This window comes from Micromonospora sp. WMMD961 (assembly GCF_029626145.1).
GTDB lineage: Bacteria > Actinomycetota > Actinomycetes > Mycobacteriales > Micromonosporaceae > Micromonospora.
In genome coordinates this window covers 1,460,130-1,479,869 of the sequence record NZ_JARUBJ010000002.1, presented here as the reverse complement: position 1 = coordinate 1,479,869, position 19,740 = coordinate 1,460,130, and the positions used below count along the sequence as shown (strand labels likewise).

The 19,740-nt window shown below is 67.6% G+C and carries 19 protein-coding genes; 12 read left to right on the top strand and 7 right to left on the bottom strand.

Annotated features, from left to right (window positions below):
- The first annotated feature begins 83 nt into the window (after nucleotides 1-83).
- Nucleotides 84-1,070, top strand: a complete 987-nt coding sequence (locus O7614_RS07095; RefSeq protein WP_278137671.1) for an aldo/keto reductase — start codon at nucleotides 84-86, stop codon at nucleotides 1,068-1,070.
- 25 nt (nucleotides 1,071-1,095) lie between these two features.
- Here O7614_RS07095 and O7614_RS07090 read toward each other — a convergent pair whose 3' ends face one another.
- Nucleotides 1,096-1,611: a GNAT family N-acetyltransferase gene (locus O7614_RS07090; RefSeq protein WP_278137670.1), complete on the bottom strand. Its 516-nt coding sequence runs from the start codon at nucleotides 1,609-1,611 to the stop codon at nucleotides 1,096-1,098.
- Nucleotides 1,612-1,740: 129 nt separating this feature from the next.
- On the opposite strand from O7614_RS07090, the gene O7614_RS07085 reads away from it, so the two are divergent.
- Genes O7614_RS07085 through O7614_RS07075 form a run of 3 tightly spaced genes read left to right on the top strand, consistent with a single transcriptional unit; the run spans nucleotide 1,741 to nucleotide 4,188 of the window.
- On the top strand, nucleotides 1,741-2,295 hold the full coding sequence (locus O7614_RS07085; protein ID WP_278137669.1) for an NAD(P)H-dependent oxidoreductase: 555 nt from the start codon (nucleotides 1,741-1,743) through the stop codon (nucleotides 2,293-2,295).
- Between the two features lie 25 nt (nucleotides 2,296-2,320).
- A complete protein-coding gene (locus O7614_RS07080) occupies nucleotides 2,321-3,334 on the top strand; it encodes an ATP-binding cassette domain-containing protein (RefSeq protein WP_278137668.1) in 1,014 nt (337 codons plus the stop codon).
- Nucleotides 3,331-4,188: an ABC transporter permease gene (locus O7614_RS07075; protein WP_278137667.1), complete on the top strand. Its 858-nt coding sequence runs from the start codon at nucleotides 3,331-3,333 to the stop codon at nucleotides 4,186-4,188. Before O7614_RS07080 ends, O7614_RS07075 begins: the two co-directional genes overlap by 4 nt.
- Before the next feature lie 53 nt (nucleotides 4,189-4,241).
- On the opposite strand, the gene O7614_RS07070 is transcribed toward O7614_RS07075, so the two are convergent.
- On the bottom strand, nucleotides 4,242-7,547 hold the full coding sequence (locus O7614_RS07070; RefSeq protein WP_278137666.1) for an AAA family ATPase: 3,306 nt from the start codon (nucleotides 7,545-7,547) through the stop codon (nucleotides 4,242-4,244).
- A gap of 159 nt (nucleotides 7,548-7,706) precedes the next feature.
- Between O7614_RS07070 and O7614_RS07065 the strand changes: the two genes are divergently transcribed.
- Together O7614_RS07065 and O7614_RS07060 are read left to right on the top strand one after the other, a co-directional pair.
- Nucleotides 7,707-8,159: a helix-turn-helix domain-containing protein gene (locus O7614_RS07065; protein ID WP_278137665.1), complete on the top strand. Its 453-nt coding sequence runs from the start codon at nucleotides 7,707-7,709 to the stop codon at nucleotides 8,157-8,159.
- Nucleotides 8,152-8,520, top strand: coding sequence for a DUF4180 domain-containing protein (locus tag O7614_RS07060; protein ID WP_278137664.1), 369 nt, complete (start codon nucleotides 8,152-8,154; stop codon nucleotides 8,518-8,520). Before O7614_RS07065 ends, O7614_RS07060 begins: the two co-directional genes overlap by 8 nt.
- A gap of 5 nt (nucleotides 8,521-8,525) precedes the next feature.
- Here the strand turns inward: O7614_RS07060 and O7614_RS07055 are convergent, their stop codons facing one another.
- The gene (locus tag O7614_RS07055; protein ID WP_278137663.1) at nucleotides 8,526-9,161 is read right to left on the bottom strand and encodes a hypothetical protein; all 636 of its coding nucleotides are present in this window, start codon (nucleotides 9,159-9,161) and stop codon (nucleotides 8,526-8,528) included.
- 180 nt (nucleotides 9,162-9,341) lie between these two features.
- Between O7614_RS07055 and O7614_RS07050 the strand changes: the two genes are divergently transcribed.
- From O7614_RS07050 to O7614_RS07040, 3 genes are all read left to right on the top strand, one after another.
- Nucleotides 9,342-10,193: a hypothetical protein gene (locus tag O7614_RS07050; RefSeq protein ID WP_278137662.1), complete on the top strand. Its 852-nt coding sequence runs from the start codon at nucleotides 9,342-9,344 to the stop codon at nucleotides 10,191-10,193.
- A 69-nt stretch (nucleotides 10,194-10,262) separates the two neighbouring features.
- Complete coding sequence (locus tag O7614_RS07045) at nucleotides 10,263-10,484, top strand: hypothetical protein (protein ID WP_278137661.1); 222 nt, start codon at nucleotides 10,263-10,265, stop codon at nucleotides 10,482-10,484.
- Between the two features lie 170 nt (nucleotides 10,485-10,654).
- The gene (locus tag O7614_RS07040; RefSeq protein WP_278137660.1) at nucleotides 10,655-11,542 is read left to right on the top strand and encodes a cellulose binding domain-containing protein; all 888 of its coding nucleotides are present in this window, start codon (nucleotides 10,655-10,657) and stop codon (nucleotides 11,540-11,542) included.
- A 104-nt stretch (nucleotides 11,543-11,646) separates the two neighbouring features.
- Here the strand turns inward: O7614_RS07040 and O7614_RS07035 are convergent, their stop codons facing one another.
- A complete protein-coding gene (locus O7614_RS07035; protein WP_278137659.1) occupies nucleotides 11,647-12,726 on the bottom strand; it encodes an FAD-binding oxidoreductase in 1,080 nt (359 codons plus the stop codon).
- A 221-nt stretch (nucleotides 12,727-12,947) separates the two neighbouring features.
- Between O7614_RS07035 and O7614_RS07030 the strand changes: the two genes are divergently transcribed.
- The 3 genes from O7614_RS07030 to O7614_RS07020 all read left to right on the top strand — a co-directional run bounded on the left by O7614_RS07030 (nucleotide 12,948) and on the right by O7614_RS07020 (nucleotide 15,614).
- A complete protein-coding gene (locus tag O7614_RS07030) occupies nucleotides 12,948-13,457 on the top strand; it encodes a flavoprotein (RefSeq protein ID WP_278137658.1) in 510 nt (169 codons plus the stop codon).
- 559 nt (nucleotides 13,458-14,016) lie between these two features.
- The gene (locus O7614_RS07025) at nucleotides 14,017-15,057 is read left to right on the top strand and encodes a hypothetical protein (RefSeq protein ID WP_278137657.1); all 1,041 of its coding nucleotides are present in this window, start codon (nucleotides 14,017-14,019) and stop codon (nucleotides 15,055-15,057) included.
- Nucleotides 15,054-15,614, top strand: a complete 561-nt coding sequence (locus O7614_RS07020; protein ID WP_278137656.1) for a GNAT family N-acetyltransferase — start codon at nucleotides 15,054-15,056, stop codon at nucleotides 15,612-15,614. Before O7614_RS07025 ends, O7614_RS07020 begins: the two co-directional genes overlap by 4 nt.
- A 158-nt stretch (nucleotides 15,615-15,772) precedes the next feature.
- Here O7614_RS07020 and O7614_RS07015 read toward each other — a convergent pair whose 3' ends face one another.
- The 3 genes from O7614_RS07015 to O7614_RS07005 are packed head-to-tail and all read right to left on the bottom strand — an operon-like array spanning nucleotide 15,773 to nucleotide 19,353.
- Nucleotides 15,773-16,405, bottom strand: coding sequence for a hypothetical protein (locus O7614_RS07015; protein ID WP_278137655.1), 633 nt, complete (start codon nucleotides 16,403-16,405; stop codon nucleotides 15,773-15,775).
- A gap of 34 nt (nucleotides 16,406-16,439) precedes the next feature.
- Nucleotides 16,440-18,986 carry a serine protease gene (locus tag O7614_RS07010; RefSeq protein WP_278137654.1) on the bottom strand — a complete coding sequence of 849 codons (2,547 nt, stop codon included), beginning with the start codon at nucleotides 18,984-18,986 and terminating at the stop codon, nucleotides 16,440-16,442.
- A complete protein-coding gene (locus tag O7614_RS07005) occupies nucleotides 18,958-19,353 on the bottom strand; it encodes a CU044_2847 family protein (protein ID WP_278137653.1) in 396 nt (131 codons plus the stop codon). Before O7614_RS07005 ends, O7614_RS07010 begins: the two co-directional genes overlap by 29 nt.
- Nucleotides 19,354-19,740: the final 387 nt, after the last annotated feature.

Here is a 19,740-nt window from a genome sequence, read left to right as displayed (position 1 = left end):
AAAGTCCGCGCTTGACCTGGAGCGCGCTCCAGCTTGCAGGGTGATCTGTGCGCCCATCGGTAGGGCGCGTGAGAGGAGATCCCATGCGGCACCGCACGATCGGCACCGATCCGGCGACCCGGCGCGAGGTCAGCGTGCTCAGCCTCGGCGCGATGCTCTTCGGCAGCGCCACCGACGAGGCCACCTCGTACGCAATCCTGGACCGGTACGTCGAGGCCGGCGGCACGTTCATCGACACGTCGGACAACTACGCGTTCTGGGTGGACGGTGGGCAGGGCGGGCAGAGCGAGGAGCTGCTCGGCCGGTGGCGGCGCAGCCGGGGCGTGGGCACCGAGATCGTCATCGCCACCAAGCTGGGCGCCCGCCCGTTGGCCCCGGGGACGAGCTACCTGGACAACGCCGAAGGGCTGTCCGCCAAGGTGATCCGCGAGTCCGCGCAGCGCAGCCGGGAACGGCTCGGGGTGCAGCGGCTGGACCTGCTGTACGCGCACATCGAGGACCGGACCGTGCCACTCCAGGAGACCGTGGAGGGCTTCGCCGAACTGGTCGCCGAGGGCACGGTAGGTCTGCTGGGGGCCAGCAACCACCGGGCCTGGCGGGTGGAGCGGGCCCGCGCGTTGGCCGCCGCCGCCGGCCTGCCGGGGTACGAGGTGCTCCAGTACCACCGCAGTTACCTGCCGAGCCGCACGGACCTGGTCAGCGAACTGGACCCGGATGGCGAGCCGGGCGGCGTCGGCGGTGACCTGCTCAGCTACCTGCGTGCCGAGCCGGAGCTGACCCTGGTGGCGTACTCACCGCTGCTCAAGGGGGCGTTCACCCGGGCGGACAAGCCGCTCAGCTCGGCGTACGACCTGCCGAGCGCGCCCCGGCGACTGGCCGCGCTGCGGGAGGTGGCCGGGCAGACCGGCGCGACGGTCAACCAGGTGGTGCTCGCCTGGCTGCTCGGCGGCGAGCTGCCGTGCATCCCGCTGGTGGGCGCCTCGTCGGTGGCGCAACTGGAGGAGAGCCTGGCAGCGGTCGACCTGGAGCTGACCGCCGAGCAACGGCACCGCCTCGACACCACCTGGTGACCTGTCACCGGCCGCCCCGCCGGCCTCAGCTCCCGGCCGGTGGGGCGGTCAGGTCGAGCTGCCAGTCGTTGGCCCGCATCATCCGCCCCGGCGGGTATTCGAAACCGGTTTCGCCGAGCAGCGTGAACCCCGCCTTGCGGCAGACCGCGTTCGAGGCGAGATTGTCGACCGAGGGGTAGGCGTGCGCGTAGCGCCGGTCCCGCCGGGTGCGGGCCGCGTCGAGGGCCGCGAGCACCGCGGCGGTGGCCAGGCCCTTTCCCCGGTACGCGGGCAGCACCGCCCAGCCCAGCTCGTACACCGGTTGCTCGCGCCACTCGCGGGCCCAGTAGCCGACGCTGCCCGCCCGCGCCCCGTCTGGCAGCACCAGCGTGAACATGCAACCCTGCCCACTGTCGGCAAAGTGCACGTACCGGTCGTGCCGGGCGAGCACCTGCTCGTCGGTCTCCGGGCCACCGGTGTGCTTGCGGGTGTCCGGTGAGTTGAGCTGCCGCAGCAGGTCGAGGTCGTCCTCGTGCCACGGCTCGATGCGTACCTGTGCCATCCCGCCCCCTGTTCGTCGACCCCAGTCAAGCCGACGGCGCCGACATTCCGCCCCGATCCGGGCCCGCTAGATCTGATCTAGCGGGCGCGTTTCGTCATCTCGCGCCTTCAGGATGGAAGGGGGGTGGCGATGACACAGTTGCGGATCGCCGTGATCGTCGGCAGCACCCGGGAAGGGCGGGCCGGCGACCGGGTCGCCGGTTGGTTCGTCGACCAGGCCGCGCGGCACGACGACCTGGCGGTGACGGTCGTTGACCTGACCGACTACGACTTCCCGGCCAGCTATCCCGCCGAGCCGACCGCGTCCGTCCGGGCGTTCGTCAGCGAGGTGGGCCGGGCGGACGCGTTCGTCGTGGTCACCCCCGAGTACAACCACAGCTTTCCGGCACCCTTGAAACAAGCAATCGACTACGCGTACGACGAGTGGCAGGCCAAACCGGTCGGCTTCGTGTCGTACGGCTGTCGGTCCACCGGCCTGCACGCCGTCGACCAGTTGCGCACGGTCTTCACCGCGCTGCACGCGATGACGGTGCGCGACGTCGTCGGGATCGACCTGCTCGCCGGAGAGCCGACCGTGCAGTGCACCGACGAGCTGCGCCGCGACGCGGGTGTCCTGCTCGACCAGCTCCGCTGGTGGGGTCTGGCCCTGCGCGACGGCCGGGCGGCTCGGCCCTACGTCTCCTGAACACGTCCGACGGAAGGTAAGAACAATGAGTAGACGCACCACCGGGCTGGCCATCGAGGCGGAGGGGCTCACCCGCTCGTTCGGGGACACCCGGGCGCTGGCCGGGATCGACCTGCGGGTGCCGGCCGGCACCGTCTACGGCCTGCTCGGGCCGAACGGCGCGGGCAAGACCACAGCGGTCCGGGTGCTCGCCACGTTGCTGCGGCCCGACGGTGGCTCGGCCCGGGTCTTCGGTCACGACGTGGTCACCGAGGCCGACAAGGTCCGTTCCCGGGTCAGCCTCACCGGCCAGTACGCCTCGGTCGACGAGGACCTGACCGGCACGGAGAACCTGGTGCTCCTGGCCCGCCTGCTCGGCCTGCGCAAGCCGGCCGCCCGGGAGCGCGCGGCGGCCCTGCTCGCCGCGTTCGGTCTGACCGACGCGAGCGACCGGCAGGTGAAGAAGTACTCCGGTGGGATGCGGCGGCGCATCGACATCGCCGCCAGCATCCTGAACACCCCGGATCTGCTCTTCCTCGACGAGCCGACGACCGGTCTCGACCCGCGCAGCCGCAACCAGGTGTGGGAGATCGTCCGGGCGGTGGTGTCGCACGGCACGACGGTGCTGCTGACCACCCAGTACCTCGACGAGGCCGACCAGCTCGCCGGGCGGATCGCGGTCGTAGACCACGGCCGGGTGATCGCGGAGGGCACCCCGGGGGAGTTGAAGTCGTCGGTCGGCTCCGGCACCGTCCACCTGCGACTACGCGATCCGGGCCAGCGGCCCGAGGCGGAGCGGGTGCTCCGCGAGGCGCTCGGTGTGCCGGTGCAGCTCGCCGCCGACCCGGTCGCGTTGACCGCCCGGGTCGGTGAGGCCGGCACCGACCTCGACGCCAGCGCGCAGGCCGCTCGCGTGCTCAGCGACCTGGCCCGCGCCGGCATCGTCGTGGACAACTTCTCCCTCGGCCAGCCGAGCCTGGACGAGGTCTTCCTGGCCCTGACCGACCACCCCGCCGTGCCCGCCGACGAACGCGACGACGAGCTGGAGGCAGCCCGATGAGCGACACCACGACCACCACCACCGAACGGGCCCCGTCCGTCTACGTCCCGTCCGCCGAGGCGCTGGCGACGGTGCTCGCGCCCGGCGCCCGACCGCCCCGGCCCAGCGCGCTGGGCGCGTCACTCACCTTCGGCTGGCGCGCCATGCTGAAGATCAAGCACGTGCCGGAGCAGCTCTTCGACGTGACCGCGTTCCCGATCATCATGGTGCTGATGTTCACGTACCTGTTCGGTGGCGCCCTCGCCGGCAGCCCGCGCGAATACCTGCAGTTCTTCCTGCCCGGCATCATGGTGACCAGCGTCGTGATGATCACCATGTACACCGGTATCGGCCTCAACACCGACATCGAGAAGGGAATCTTCGACCGGTTCCGGACGCTGCCCGTCTGGCGGCCGTCCGCCCTGGTCGGCATGATCTTCGGCGACGTGCTGCGTTACATTCTCGCCGCGCTGGTGATCCTGGGCCTGGGGCTGGCGCTCGGGTTCCGGCCCGCTGGCGGGGTCGTCGGCGCGGCCGTCGGGATCGGGCTGCTGGTGGTCTTCTCGTTCGCGTTCTCCTGGGTGTGGACGTTCTTCGGGCTGATCCTGCGCAGCGAGAAGTCGGTGATGGGAGTCAGCATGATGGTGCTGTTCCCGCTGACGTTCCTGAGCAACGTCTTCGTCGACCCGAGCACCATGCCCGGCTGGCTCCAGGCGTTCGTCAAGGTCAACCCGGTGACGCAGTTGGTGGCCGCGATCCGCGGCGCGATGAGCGGCGAGTCGGACCCGTCCGCCACGATGTGGCTGCTGGTGTGGAGCGCCGGTTTCCTGGCCGTTTTCGGCACCCTGACGATGTACAGGTACAACCGCCGCTGACACTGGTCAGAACGACGGGCACCGTCACGGCTGTGGCGGTGCCCGTCGTATTGTCAGAGCCGCCAGCGCAGCGGCTCGGGCGGTAGATAGCGGCAGGTGCTGCCGGTCGAGACGGACTCGCGCAGGTGGCCGGCGAGGGTCGGGTGCCGCCCGTCGAGCTTGCGCAGCGTGTCCCGGATCCGCGCGGTCACCGTCTTGCGGGCCCGCTCGGCCTCGTCGCCCAGGCGGCGGCTGCGACCGGCCAGCCCCGCCGCGGCACGCAACTCGTCGAGCAGCGCACCCCGCTCCGCGTCCAGCACGGCCACCTTCCGGTCGTCGTCGCGCGCGGCGGCCCGGTCGATCTCCTCGTCGAGGCGGGCCAGGTGCCGCCGGTAGCGGGCCTTCGCCTCGTCGTCGAGGACCGGGTCGGCACCCAGTTGCCGGGCCGCGACCAGCTCCGGCCCGGCCGCCGGGTCGAGCAACTCCACGGCGGGTACGTCGCTGCCCGGTCGACTGATCAGCAGGTGCAGGTCGTGCAGGCCCTTGGCGTCGGGCAGGTGCACGACGACCCCCGCGTACGCGAGTTGCCAGACCGGCCCGTCGCGCCGAAACTCGTACCCCTCGATCGCTGGCGCGACCGGCGCGACCTGACCGGGCGCGAAAGCCTGGCCTGGCCCGGTGTTGGCCGGCGGGACAGCCTGCCCCGGCGCGGCGGTCCGGCGTGCGGTGGCGGTCTGCTCGGCCGCGCCGGTGGGCGCCGGTTCGGCGATCCGGTGCAGCACCTGCGTCATGCCGAGAGCGGTTGCCTCCTGTGCGGTGGTCGCACGCAGCCCGGCCACCGTCGCGGCGTCGCCCGGGTGGCCTCGGCCGGCCAGGGCGTTCAGCATGCCGGCGCGGGCGAGAACCGACCAGGACCGGGAGCCCAGCCGGTCGGCGGAGTCACGGGCGGCGGTGAAGCCGGCGATGGCGTCGTCCCAGCGCTCCTGGGCGGAGTCGATCAGCGCCAGCCAGTGGTCGACTGGGCCACTGATGTCGCAGCCGAAGAGGCCCACCATCCATTCGCCACGGTGCGGGGCGAGTGCGGCTCGCGCGGTGTCGCAGCGCTGCGGGTCGGCGGACGCGGCGGCGACCTGGGCACGTAACCGTAACCACAGCGGTGACACCGGGCGGGGGTACCGGATGGTGGCGGCCTCGATCCCGGCGGTCAGTCGGATCGCCGTCTCGTCGTCACCCCGCTCGGCGGCGGTGATCGCCCGTAGCAACTCGTGGTAGGGGTAGTCGATCGGGGTGAGCCCGTCCAGCAGGGTCTCGGCTTCGGCGAACCGGCCCTGGAGCAGCAGCCGCGACCAGCGCAGGTGGTGGCCCATGAACCCGAACTCGGCATGGCTCGGATCGGCGACGTCGATGATGTCGCCGAACCTCTTGTCGGCCTCGGCGAAGTCGCCCCGGAAGGCCGCGATGATCCCGCTGTCGACGGCTGCTGCCATCCGGTGTCGGGTGAGGTCGCCCTCCCGGTCCGCGCCGACGAAGGTGGTGAACTCCTCGTTGAAGCGGGGGTCGCCCAGCTCCAGCAGTGCCACCCAGCGCAGCGAGGTGGCCCACAGCTCGGTTTCCCGGTCTCCCGTGCGGCGGGCCACATCGCGGATTTCCGCGGTCAGCGCGGCGCGGGCCTTCGCGGTGCCCAGACCCCAGGTGGTGTCGTGGCGGGCCCAGAGGCTGAAGGTGAGCGCCTCGTCGTCCTGCCCTCGACGGGCGATCGTCTCGGTGGCGGTGATCAGGTCGGCGACCAGCGTGCCGACCGACGCGCCGGCGGCCGGTTCGCCGATCAACCGCCGGTACGCCTCGCGGACCAGCTCGGCCGCCTCGACCGAGTGGGCGATCTCCACCTGCCGCGCGCGGTTCACGATGAGGGCGACTCGGGCCAGCAGCACCGGATCGTCGAGTGTGCGGGCCAGCGCCCCCGCCTCGGTGAGCAGTTGGGTGGCCTCGTCCCGGGAGGCGTGGTGGTATTGCGCCTCCCCGAACTCGATGAGGACCCGGACTCGCTGCACCGGGTCTTCGACCACCTCCAACGCCCGACGGAAGTGCACCGCCGCCTCGTCGGCGGCCAGTCGGGTGAACGCGTCCCGCCCGGCGGCGACCAGCAACGTGGCCACCCGGGCCCGGTCGAGTGCGGGGCCGGCCAGATAGGCGTGGCGGGCCAGGTCGGCGGGGATCAGCTGATCGCTGAGTTCCCGCACGTGGTCGACCGCCCGAACGACCGCGCCATGCCGGGCCTGCCGATCGTCGTCGGACAACCCGTCGTAGAGGGTCTCGCGGACCAGGTCGTGGGCGAAGGCGAACCGGCCGCCGCCCCGGGCGACCATCAGCCGAGCCGTCACCGCCCGGTCGAGCAGCCGGTCGACCTGCGCCACCGGGGCCGCCACGCAGGCCGCCAGGACCTGACGGTGGAGTTCGCGACCGAGTACGGCGGCGACGGTGAGCGCCTCGGCCACGGCCGGTGGCAGTTGGGCCAGACGGCGGCGCACCGCCTCCCGTACGCCGGGGGCGATGGTGTCGGCCGCGTCGTCGGCGTGCCACAACCGCGCGGTCTGCTCGATGAAGAACGGGTTCCCGCCGGTGCGGCGGTGTACTTCGTCGACGAGGCCGGCGTCGGGTTGCCGCCCGGCGGTCCGGGTCATCAACGCGGCCACCTCGTCGCGGGCCAGCCCGGTGAGGGTGATGCTGGTGGCCTTCGCGACCAGCGGCATCAGCAGCGAGCGCAGCGGATGCTCTCCCGACTCGACCTCGGCGTCACGGTAGGTGCCGATCAGCAGTAGCCGCTCGAACCAGGTGTGCTGGGCGGCGAAGCTGAGCAGCCGCAGTGAGGCGGGGTCGGCCCAGTGCAGATCGTCGAGGACCACCACGACCGGCCGGTGCTGGGAGACCGCGACCAGCGCGGCGGTCACCGCGTCGAACAGCGCGAACGCCTCCCGGTCGACGACCTCCCCGCCGGTGTCGACGCCGGCCCAACTGGCGGCGCGGCCAGCCTGCTCGCCACTGGTGTCGGCCTCGCCGAGCAGGGCCGCGAGGGCCGGCTCCGCGGACTGCCGCGCCACTGCCCAGTCGTCGGCGGAGCGTCGCAGGCCGCGAAGCACCTGCACCCACGGCCAGTAGCCGGGGGCGCTGTCGGAATCCCAGCAGGCGGCGCCGAGGACCAGCGCGCCACGCTGCCGGGCCTCCCGGGCTGCGGCCGTGACGAGGGTCGTCTTGCCGATGCCCGGCTCGCCGGTGACCAGGACGAGACCGCCGTGGCTGGTCGCCGCCCGGTCCATCTCGGCGCGCAGCAGACCCGCGGGGTGGTCCCGTCCGATGATCGCGTCGCCGCGCCGCGCGTCCATGGTTTCCAGACGGTACTGGAACCGTCCGACAGGGGCGGGCGGGTTGTTCGAGCAGCCGCAGGTGGCGCACCCGGGTCGGGAAGCCTATGGAGCTGATGTCGTAAACGAATCAGACCCTATCCTCGCTTGTTAGGCACGCAAGGGGTAGTTTAGGGAGTGATGAAGGAAGACATGTACTCGGTCGAGCAGGTCGCGGACCGGCTCGGCCTGCACGTGCGCACCGTGCGGGGTTACATCCGCTCGGGCCGGCTGCGGGCGGTGCGGATCGGTAAGCAGTATCGGATCGCCGCCAGCGATCTCGACGCCCTGACCGGGCAGGCTCCGGCCGTCAGCCCGGGCAGGGGCCAGGCGGAGGTGTCGAGCATCGTGCAGATCGATGGTGTAGACCGAGCCGCCGCCGACCGGCTCGGCACGCTCGTGCTCACCAGCGCCAACACCGGCCACGACCAGGCCCGGCCGCTGAGGGTGCAGACGGTGCACGACGAGGAACGCCACCGCATGAAAATCATCATCCTGGGTGGCCCGGCCGCCACCGCCGAGTTGCTGCACCTGCTCGACGCCGTCCTCAACGCCGACAACGGCCTGCTCGACCGGGAGGTCTCCGATGCCTGACCAGATCCACGAACGCGGCGGCGTGCCGGTGCTGGTCTGCGACCCCGACGGCCCACCACTGGCCACCGAGCAGGACGCGCTGGACCTGATCGGCGCGGCGTTCCTCGGCGCCCAGGTGGTGGCCGTCCCGGCCAACCGGCTCGACCAGCGCTTCTTCTCGCTGGGCACCCGCTTCGCCGGCGACGTGATGCAGAAGTTCGTCAACTACCGGGTGCGGTTGGCCGTCGTCGGCGACATCTCGGCGCAGCTTGCGGAGAGCTCCGCGTTGCGCGCCCTGGTGCACGAGTCGAACCAGGGTGGGCAGATCTGGTTCGTTGACGACCTCGACGCGCTGGACACCCGTCTCCGCGCCGCCCGATAGCCCTCTCACCGGTCGGGCACGACCGCCATCTCCACCGCGTCCGGCTCCACTTCCCTGACCCGAGCCTGCTCGGCCGCCCACCGCAGGTAGGCCAGCCACTCCTCGGATGACCACCCGTTGCCGCGGCCGACCCCCGCCTCAGCGGGGAGATGGCTGGCCACGACACGGTCGAGGATCAACGGCTGCACACCGCCCACCCCGCGCCGGTAGCCAGCAAAGTAGAGGACCTTCGTGCACAGGCCCGGCCCCAACCACGGCAGACGAGCGTGGTCGGGGTCGCGGAAGCGGCGGTACGCCGTACCCAGCGCGGCCTCGTCGGGTGCTGGCGTGGCCACCCCTTCCAGCGCGTACGCCAGGCGGTTGCCGTCCGGGTCGGCGTCGAGTGACCTGGCGGCACGCCACGGGCCGTACCCGATGGGTCCGTAGGCCCAGACCAGCACGGCGGTCAGCAGTTGCCGTGGGCTCGCGGACCCGGCCCGGTAGGCGTCGGCGACCGCGAAGACGTCGCGCCGCCAGAGCTGGCCGTTCGCCGGAAGGCCGGCGGGCCACGCGCCCGGCGGTAGCCCAGCCCGCCAGCGGTCGGTGTGCACAGTGACCGGGGTTCGCTCGCCCGGTAACACCACACCTTGCGTCGCCTGCACGGCCGCCTCCCTCAAGATCGCGCGCTCGCGGAACTCCATGGTTCGGACGCTATGGCCGGGTGCTCCCACACGCCGCCCGCGGACGGCAAATCGCGGTATCGATCGCAGGGGCGCCTGCCTTCCGGACGGCCAATATCCGGCGGGTCCGTGAACGTCGCACGGTTGACCTACGGTGCTCCCATGCTTTCCCGAAACGTGAAGATCCTCGATCAGGTCCGCGCCGAGGCGCTGCGCCGCGACATCCCCGCCGCCGACGTGGAGCGCTGGCTGGAGCTCGCCCGCCCGTCTGCGCTCCTGACACAGCAGGGTGACGGGCCGGTCGTGGGCGCCCTCCGTGGGCCGGTCATGCTCCCGGCCGACGCCGAGGACCCCAGGTTTCCCTTGATCGCCACCATCGACTGCGCTGCCCTTCCGGCGGACCTGACCGACCTTCCGCTACCGGCCGACGGCCAACTGCTGCTGTTCGGCTGGCCCGAAGAAGACGGCTACGGCGAGGTGATGTACGTGCCGGCGGGCGTCGCCGTCGATGAGCGAGAACAGTATCCGCCGGGCTTCACCCCGGACGACGAGGAGTGTGCCGAGGTCTACGCGAAGATCCCCCAGGGCGATCTGCACCTCACGGTCGACATCTCGCTTCCCTACGTCAAGACGATCCCGGGGCCCCCGTGGTCACCGCCGCTGCCGGGAGATCCCCCGTTCGAAGAGATGACCAAGGTGTGGCAGGACGTCCTTGGCAAAGTGCCGGACGGCCCGTTCTCCCGTCGAGGCTGGACGCCGCTACTGTTGGGCGGCTACGGCACTGACTGCAACGGCTTCAACCCCGCCTGGTTGGGCGCCAACCCCTCGGGCTGGTCCGGCCACGACGGGCCGGTGCGCGGTGGTGGGCCACCGGACCATGGTGACTGGGTTCTGCTGGCCGAGTTCCACGGCGGCAGACAGGGCGGCGCGAGCATCCACTGGGTGATCCAGCGTGCCGACCTGAGGGATCGACGCTTCGACCAGGCCAGCGTCCTCGTCTACTGGAATCCGTGAGTCCGCTCGCTCCCGTGGCGCTGACGAAGGCTCAGGACTAGCCGCACAGTGACCGGGTACGCGCGATCCATGGGTAGCCACAAGCAGAACAAACACGACAGCGGCGGCGAATCGGCACGTGGGCGGCGGCATCCGGGCAGCGGCGCTCCGGGCCGCCAGGGCTCGACCGTGGAGCACTCGCCCGACCAACGGCACCGCCGTACCGCGACCGGCCCGGCCGGCACCGAACGCGACCTGGGCCGGGCCAAGGTCTCGGGCGACGGGCGGATCCAGCGGCAAGGCAGCTCCTGAGCCGACCAGTCAGCCGGTGTGGCCGCCCCCGAAGCGCCGGGGCGGCCACACGTAACACTCGTCGCTACGCCGTGGCGCAGATGGCGTACGCCGTGTCGGACCAGTTGCCGGCGAACCACATATTGACTGTTGACTATCGGTTTTGCGGGCACGGCCCTAGCATTCGCCTCATGTCCCCTCGCCGCGCCATCGCCGTCGTAGCCGTCGCCGCGCTGGCGAGCCTGCTCGCCGTCAGCGTCGCCCATGCCGACGACGGCCCGGCGATCAGCACCCCTGGCAGCCCGACGGTGGTGGTCAACGAACCTCACCAGCTCACGCTCACCTGGGCGCCGTCCACCTGGGTCGACGGGCAGGGCACCGGTCAGCCCATCAACTACGAGGTGCAGGTGCCACTGGGCCCCAACACGTACCGCTGGCTCGGCACCACAGTGGACACCACGATCACGCTGACCGACCTGGCGCCCGGCACGACGTACCGCATCGCGGTTGCCGCCCGCGCGCTCGGCGGCTACTCCGACTCCTCGGCCGCCACCACAGTGCGCACGGCCAGCGGCCGCGCGACGGTCAGCTACCTCAATCTCGACTGGTCCCCGACGAACAACCAGATCCAGCACCTCCTGCGGGTCACCAACACGGGCACCGGGCCGCTCGACCTGAGCACTGTGCAGGTGCGCTACCACCTGCGCTTCGAGGGCGGCAACACCTCGCTGGTGCCGAACTGCGACTGGGCGGCGCTGGGCTGCGACCGGATCCGCCAGACCGTGCAGTTCTTCGTCCCACCGGGCGGGCCGCCGTCGGCGATGTCGACACCGGCGCCGCCGTATCCCCCGCCGGGCACTGCCGTCCCCGGTTGGGTGGAGCTGACCTTCACCGGTGGGACGCTCGCGCCGGGCCAGTCGACAGGGCCGATCCAGCTACGGCATCACCGGCACAGCTGGAGCACCATCGACGAGCGCGACGACCCGAGTTGGCTCGCCGCCACCGGCCAGTGGACCGAGAACGGGCGGATCACGCTTGACGTCGACGGGGTACGCGAGTTCGGCGACACGAACACCTGACCGCGCGCCGGGGGGTGTGACCCGGGTCCGGCAGGCTTGGTCCTGACGAGCGTGATGCTGGTGAGTCATCTTGATGCCTCACCGGCATCACGCTTCTCGGCGAACTATTCCCGACCCTCTGGCGCCCTGGGCAGGTGGATGCGCGCGACGGGGATGCCGAGGGTACACAGCCGTAGCCGCGCATTGGCCAGCATCGCGGGCGGGCCGCAGAGGTAGATGTCCTGGCCAGGCTGATACTGATCGAGAGCGATGCTTAGGGCGTCGCCCCGCTCGGCCGGCTCGGCGCAGAGGTCGTCGGAGAGCGCCGGCACGATGGTCAGCCAGTCGTGGGCGCATTGCAGCTTGTCGAGTGCGATCGCGTCGTACAGGTCGGTGAACGTGCGCGCGCCGACGACAAGCGTCACCCGTCGACCGTCCGGTGCGGCGGCGACCTGCTCGACCAGGGCGCGCAGTGGTGCCAGGCCGGTGCCACCGGCGACGAGCAGCAGATCGTTGGTGCTCGCCGGGTCGAGGCTCAGCCCGGTGTCGACGGGCGGGCCGAGCCAGAGCAGCTCGCCGGGGCGTACCCGATGAACCAGGTCGTGGGAGACGGTGCCGCCGGGCACGGCGCGGACGTGCAGCTCGACGGTGCCATCGGCGCGTGGGGCGTTGGCTGGTGAGAGCCAGCGCCAGTGCCCGGGCAGGCGGGGTGTGCAGACCGGCACGGCCTGACCTGGCTGGAAGGGCAGTCGCCGCCAGGGACGTACCGTCAGGATGGCGATGTCGGGAGACGGCCGGTCGTGGCCGATCACCTGGACGTGCCACCAGGCCGAGCCGTCGCCGGCCTGTCTGGCGGCGCGGCGCACGGCGTCTGTGGATCGGCGCAGGGCGCGCTCGGCGGTGGCGGCGAGCTGCGGCGTCCACAGTGGGTGGACGTGGCGGGCGACTGTCGCGAGCAGCGCGTCGCCGATGGTGGTGGCGTGCGGGAGCAGGTCGAAGTGACGGTACGCGCGGCCGAGCACCCTGAGCAGCGCCGCCCGGTTCGCCGGGTCGTCGCCGCCGACCGCGAGGCGGCCCAACGCGGTGAAGAACAGCGGCGCGTCCCGGTGCGGAAGCAGGCCGGGCTGGCGGTCTTCGAGTGTGCACCAGAAGTCACCGGCGGCCCGATCGTCGACCGAAGCCCAGGCGGCGGTCAGGGTGGGCATGGCGGCTCCAGGATGGTGACGAGTTGAGTGGCACCGGGGCGGGCGGGGAAAGCTGCGCCGTTACGGGGGCCGGCGCAACTCCAGGACCGAGCACCCGCCCCGGGCCATGCGTCGACTCTCGCGCTTGACCAGGCGATACGGCATGTCACGGTGATCGTGGGCGGCATGCGGAATCGGTATGCGCTCGACCACGCCTCCGCCGAGTCGGGCAGACTGCGGGCATGACGGAACGTCCGGTGCTGTATCTGGTCGTCTGCGCCGCGGGCCCGGCGGAACACATCCACGAGTTGGTCGATCTACTGATCGCCGACGGGTGGCAGGTGTGCATGATCGTCAGCCCGACCGCCGCGCCGTGGCTCGACCGGGAGGCGCTCCAGAACAAAACCGGTTATCTGGTACGCGTCGAGTGGCGCATGCCCGGCGACCCCGAGCCGCATCCTCCGGCTGACGTGGTGGTGGCCGCGCCGGTCACGTTCAACACGGTGACGAAGTGGGCGCTGGGCATCAACGACACACTGGCGCTCGGCGTCCTCAACGAATCACTGGGAGCGGGACTGCCGATCATCGCGTTCCCGCACACCAAGGACGAGTTGGCGGCGCATCCGGCGTACGCGGGTCACCTGGAGGTGCTGCGCGCTGCCGGCGTGGTCGTGGCGGACGGGAAACCGCTGAACTCACCAGAGCGATGGGGCGTGGTCATCGAGACGTTGCGGTTGGTACGCCCGGCTTGAGCAACTGCTGTCACCCCGGATATGCGTCTCACGTATACCAACCCTCCACGCAGCCTGTTCAATGAATAGGCTCGATGAGGCGAGACGGACGGAGCCGCCGGTGACACATGCGAACTGCCCCCGGTGCGGCGGGCGCCTGGCTCGCGACAACGACAGCGGGCGATGTGCTCCCTGCCAGGCTGCCGAGCGTGATCGTCTGAGCGCACCGCCGGTGGTGCCGGCCAGTTTCTGGGACCACGAGCCGGTCCGGCAGGCCTTGGCCGAGCGACATCTCGGGCGGCTCATCAGGGCTTACCGGTCTCACCCGTACCACGGCCGCGTCGCTTTGCCGCAGACCGTGGTCGCGAGTTGGCTGAGCATCACGCAGGCACAGCTCAGTCGAGTGGAGAACGGGCCGCCGCTCGTGCACCTGGACCGACTCGCGCACTGGGCGCAGATCCTTCGGATACCGGCGTCTTGCCTGTGGTTCGGTCTTCCTGACCAGCCCTTTCAAATCCGGAATCGCGCGCCCGGTCGCACACACGACGCCCCTCAAGCTGAGCAGGGTGAAGTCCCGGCCATGGCGGTTACCGTGGAGGAGGCACCAACCGAAGGGGGTGGCGCTACGGACCGGCGACGCTTCAACGCAATGGCCGCGCTCGCGGGACTCGCCGCAGCCGGTCACCCCTACCTGCTCACGGGCTCTGCCGACCCGGCGAATATCGGCATGGAGCAGGTACGACTGGCCACCTCGCTGGTGGAAGATCTCCGACGGGCCGATGCGGCAGTCGGCGCCGACCAACTGTGTGACGTCGCTATCCACGTGCACACCAGGCTATCGACCTGGGCGGCGAGCTCGAACTACAGCAGAGCCGTTGGCGACGCTCTTCAAAGCGCCCTGGCTGATCTCGGCATCCAAGCCGCGTGGCTCGCTATCGATGCCGACCGCCGGCCAGAAGCCAGGCCGTACCTGAACGAGGCCATCACCCGGGCCCGCATCGCCGATGACCCTCGCGTAGAAGTGCGGGCGCTGACCCAGCTATCGATGCTGCTTCGGGAGAGTCAGCCCGGCGAGGCACTGCATTGTGCCGAAGCCGCGCTGCGTGTGTCTGCCGGATGGGCGACGCCTCGACTCACCACGTTGCTGCACCTGCGAAGGGCGCATGCCCACGCCGTACTGAGGGACGAGAGTGGGTTCAGTCGCGAAATGACCAAGGCTCGCCGTGAGCTAGAACGCGGAACACATGAGGATGATCCGGGATTTGTTCACTTCGTGAACTCGCAAGAGCTGAACGGCATCGAAGGGCTCTCCTACCTTGAGTTAGACAAACCCGGCCGTGCCGCTCAATCGTTCCGCGAGATCATCGCCAACCCATCGCCGGGCCATCGACGTAACCAGGTCTACTACGCCGTCCACCTCTCTCAGGCGATGTACCAGCAAGGCGACGTCAACGAGGCAGCGCGAATCGCGCTGGACGCACTGCCCGCAGTAAGCCGGATGAACTCAGGGCGCATCACCCGGCATCTTGCACAGGTGCATTCGACTCTGGCGACATCACGGCGAGCGACCACGGCAGCCCGCGAGTTCGTCAGTGCTTACGACCTAGCGGTGAAAGCGTGATCGAGGGCCTGCAACTCCGCCATCACAACGCGGACGAGGCCAAGGGAATCCTCGATCAGTTGGTGGACCTCTACCTGGAGGTCTACGCGGGCGGCAGCGAGTTCCACAGCGAGGACCGGTACCGGCGTCAGCTCTCCCTACACATGCAACGGGTCGGTTGGGAGCTGGTCACCGCAACGCTCGACGGGACCCTGGTCGGCTATATCTATGGGTTCCCGCTGCCATCCGAGACTCGGTGGTGGGATGGCATCCACGAGCCGGTGCCGCCCGGGTTCACCGACGAGGACGGCCAACGTACCTTCGCGATCAGCGAGCTGCTGGTACGTCCCGGTTGGCGACGTCAGGGCATCGCCGCAGCGCTACACAATGACTTGATCGGATGCCGGACTGAGACCCGAGCAACCCTCCTGGTCCGCTCTGACAATCTGGCCGCCCAAACGATGTATGGGTGTTGGGGCTGGAGCAAGGTCACCACCTTGCGGCCGAACTGGCAGAGTGCACCAGTCTTCGACGTCCATGTCCTCACCTGCACAGGCGCACCACTAACGCAGAAGTAGCTGGCAACATCCATAAGGCAGGCTGCCCTTCCCCTCGCTCTATTGGACGCATCGTCGACCCTAAGGATGAATGCGCACTTATCTACCTTCACAGGCAGGGCGGCATCAAGGCGACTTGATGTAGGAAATTTCGGCATAGCCACAATCTATTCAGTGGGTTAGTTAGGGCCGCCAGCCTCTGGTCTCGGAACTGGGTAATTTCGAATTAGCCTCGAGTCGAGGTCGCTAATTGCCCTAAGGAGTACGCGCATCGCAACATCGGCCTCCGCGGGAGATTGCATCTTTTGAGCGAGATCCCCCCAAGCCAGCAACAAAGGGGCCCACCAGTCATCGAACGACCTGAGCTTTAGAGCCATCTCAGAAGCTCTCTTGAGCAAGGAATCCAGCTCGGGACCACCTACGGGATTGCGCTCGAACAGCTCAATAGCCACGAAGCTCGGGTCAGAGAAGATGTTTTCCTTCAAAAAACGAAGCCGCCGAAGCCTGGCAGCATCCTCTCGCTGCTTCGCAAGGTCGGCGGTAACCTCGTCGGACATATACAACTGAACATTCCCAACTAAATCGCGGTAAAAGCCATCGGGGCAATCTTTGGGTTGCCCCAACAGGCCGTTGATCTCGTCCTGGGCCTGCCCGACGAATACCGGCTGCAATCTGGAGGTGACGCTGAAAGCTAGCGCATGCAGCCTGCTACGCACTAAGGCGTCCAAGTCCGCGTGAGTACGCCCCGTTCGAACCGTCGCGGTAAAGTCCGCTTCCAAGAGCACGTGTTCGGTGCGCGTCTCCAGCGGCATCCGAGCCGGGAAGAGGATAGCCCTTCGCCGGCGGTCAAGCCTGAACATGGCTACTTTCCACAACCCTTCCCGCAATGTACCCCTCCAGCCGCACCGACAAGTCCTTGACCGGATTCCGCATTCCGGCCGTGGAATCCAGCGCCCCGGACAACCTGAAGAGACTCGCGATCAGCCCGTTTTCCCGTGCGGCGCCGGCCAAGGACTCGATGAGGGCATCATAGCTGGCGTCGTCATTAGCCGACCTAAACATAGTGACAATTGTTGCATGCGAAGGCTCATCATCAAGAAGCTGCGCCAGAAAAGGTTTTAGTTGCAAAATTCCTCTCTTCTCGAGAGCGAGAAACACTTCGACGCCTTCAGCGTCTCTTACCATCGCATCGAGCGCAAACCTTGAGGAGGCCCGCGCGCCGGCCGCAGTCAACCATTCCGAGACCGTAGCGAGGAAAGGCTCTCGTGCGTTTTCGTCTGCAAGGAACTGGTCGAAGGCCGCCACAACCAGTGCCGCGGTTCCATCTGATATTTTGGCGGAATCAGCCACTCGCTGCAATCGCCTAACAGCGATCGGGCGTTGATCGAGGAGGTATAGGCGCGTCGCAACGTCTATGACGACGTCTTGCATCTCGGCACTTTGTGCCCAATCATACAATATCCGCTCCGCCCGACGCCGCATGTGCATGTCGCGACAGGCGTCGAAAAGAACATCCTTCAAAATCCCTTTGTCGCCGATGTTACGGAGATCGTGACGAATGAATTCGATGTCTTGACTTCGACGCACCAAGGTAGACACCCACGCAGCCGGCGAGAGCGGCCCCGAATCCTGAGAGATATTTGTACTCATCCAACGGACGAGCGGGCGCCGCACCTCGCTATAGTTATCCCAGACGTAACGGATAGCCGCCACACCGAAAGCTGGCCTAGCCAGTCGGGCCATTTCGTCTCTGTCGACCGATGCGCGAATACGCTTTAGCCGTCCCCTAATTCCAGACCTAGCCAAGACGGCGTCCAGGTGACGAACATCCTCCTCAGGCTTCCCTCTAAGCTCGGACAGAAAGCTTCGCCAATCGCGTTCAAGATTGCTCAGATGCACCGCAGAACGGACAGAAAGTGTAAGTAGCAAGCATCGATCGTTGAGCGCAAGGGGTCGGTCTTTTTCTCTACTAAACGAGGAGGTAGGCCGATGATCGGTGCCTTCCTCACCGAATAATACATCCAAGTCGTCGACGTGATTATCGAGCACCTCGGCAATCATTTCGGCGATTTTTGAAGTAGATAATGAACTGCGGTCACCAAAGGGCTCGAGCAGATCCACGATCTGTCCCACAGCCTGGCTAGACTCGATCGCATTCATGCCATTAAGGTGCGTGCGAACGCGATCTTGACGTACCGCTTCGACAACGATAGGGTCGAACTCTTCGAAAAATCTCTCGACCAGCGCATGTGGATCCGGCGGCTGATCGATACGAACAGCTCGTACATTGTTTAGTGATGTGGCATGCCGATTAGACCACAAACTTTCTTTGATCGTCACGATAAGATGCGATTGGATTTCAGCGAGAGCGGTCGCGATATCGTCCAAACCGCGCAGGAATTCGGCGGTGGGCCTATCATGCTCAGGGTCTTGCAAGTCGAGAATGTATCCGTGCCATGCCTGCATGGGCAGGGAAGCAGCATGCGGCCTGTCCCAGTCACCCGGCTCAAGTTTAGCCAATCGCAGGCGGAAGTCGCCCTCCCTAACGATCAACTGTTCAGCGAATGTTGTTGAACCGAAGCCTGCGGGAGCGACGAGAATTAGTACCTTGCTCGACTCCAAGGCAGCTACCGAATCGACCCATGCCCCGGTCCATTCGTTAGGCATGAAGAAGTTAGCTTCGTTCGCTAATCTGGACTTATCTTCGTATGTCACCCCTAAGCGAGTTGCACCATCATCCCCATTTGCGGCAGTGCGAAATATAGGCACTCGAACCGTGGGTGGAAGGATTGACACCAAATCTTCGACCCGGGCGAACCAAACCCGATCCCTGGACCAGCCGTCGCTGTTGTAACGCATGCTCATCACGCCAATAACGGCATTGTCGCTGGTTCGCAAGACCGGGGATCCACTCATTCCCCGCTCCGCCCCGGCAGCGGTCCCCGCCCCTATTGAAGAATCGTTGAGCGTGTGGGCAGATCGCCCCCAGTGGCCAAGAGTGGTCAAACTTTTATACCGCGACTCGTTATCAAGAAGAGCGCAGCCGGTAATATAGAATTCGGTCCCCGGTGATTGCACATCAGAATACGCCAAGTGCGACACCTCTGCGGGCAGGGGGTTATCACTTTGAAGGACTGCAAGATCTTGACTAGGATGCACCGCGATCACGCGGGCCGCAATGTTCCCGCGTCCGGCAGAGGTGAGTGGAGCAACGGCGACGATCCTACCCATCAAGTTTGAACGGTCTACCTCTTGCAGAGCCTCCTGGATCACGTGAGCTGCAGTCACAAGCACCCCAGCGGTTACTTGGAAACATGTGCCAACATAGTCGCCCTGGGCATTCTCAATGCGACCCAGAAATTCTTCAGCAACTTGACCGGTCGATACGCTCATCGCTGCCTCCCTTCATCTCGACATCAGAACGGGTTTCGTCGTCCGCCACCCCGACAGATCCAAAAACCAACTTCACGTTCAAGCTCGCCTCTGAGGCTGCGCTCGCGAAGATCACCCCCGCTTGTGTAGAGAATTTCAAGCCAAACTGAACTTCCACCTGTGAAGGTCGCGCCGCGCGATAAGCCGCAGACCTCATCATTTCGGCAGTAGATGCAACCATTCCTTCAATTACGGATTGAGCCTTGACAAAAAGCTCCTCTGCTTTCTGCTGAGCTGGTCTAGTGCTCGTGTACTCGTCGCCGATCGGAACGACCTCCACCAACACCGGGACGCCGTTTATCTCTCCAGGAATGCGCCGAACAGACACATTACTCCCCATCCGCGTTGCGCGAACGCCTGCAACGCTAACGCCTATACGGACAACGTCCACCCGGCCCGGTTTACGGCCTAACTACACGCCCGAGTCGTGCCACTGACGTGGCTTAGAAAATGTCACAAGGATTAGACAGGCGTAAGAACCGGCTTCCGAGGTGGCGAGAACGGACCGCATCTATACCTATTACGCAAATTCGCAGCTGCATACATGGACTCGCCCCTTCCCCGCCGGCGGCAGGGACGACTTTACCGCCATGGACCTTCCCGCGGGACCCCCAGAGTGACGGCGCTTCTGGCATATATCTGCAGCAGAGGCTGAGGGCGCCGCCGCCATCACTTCACGTTTCCATCGACGTTCTCCGGCATAGCCCGCAACTCC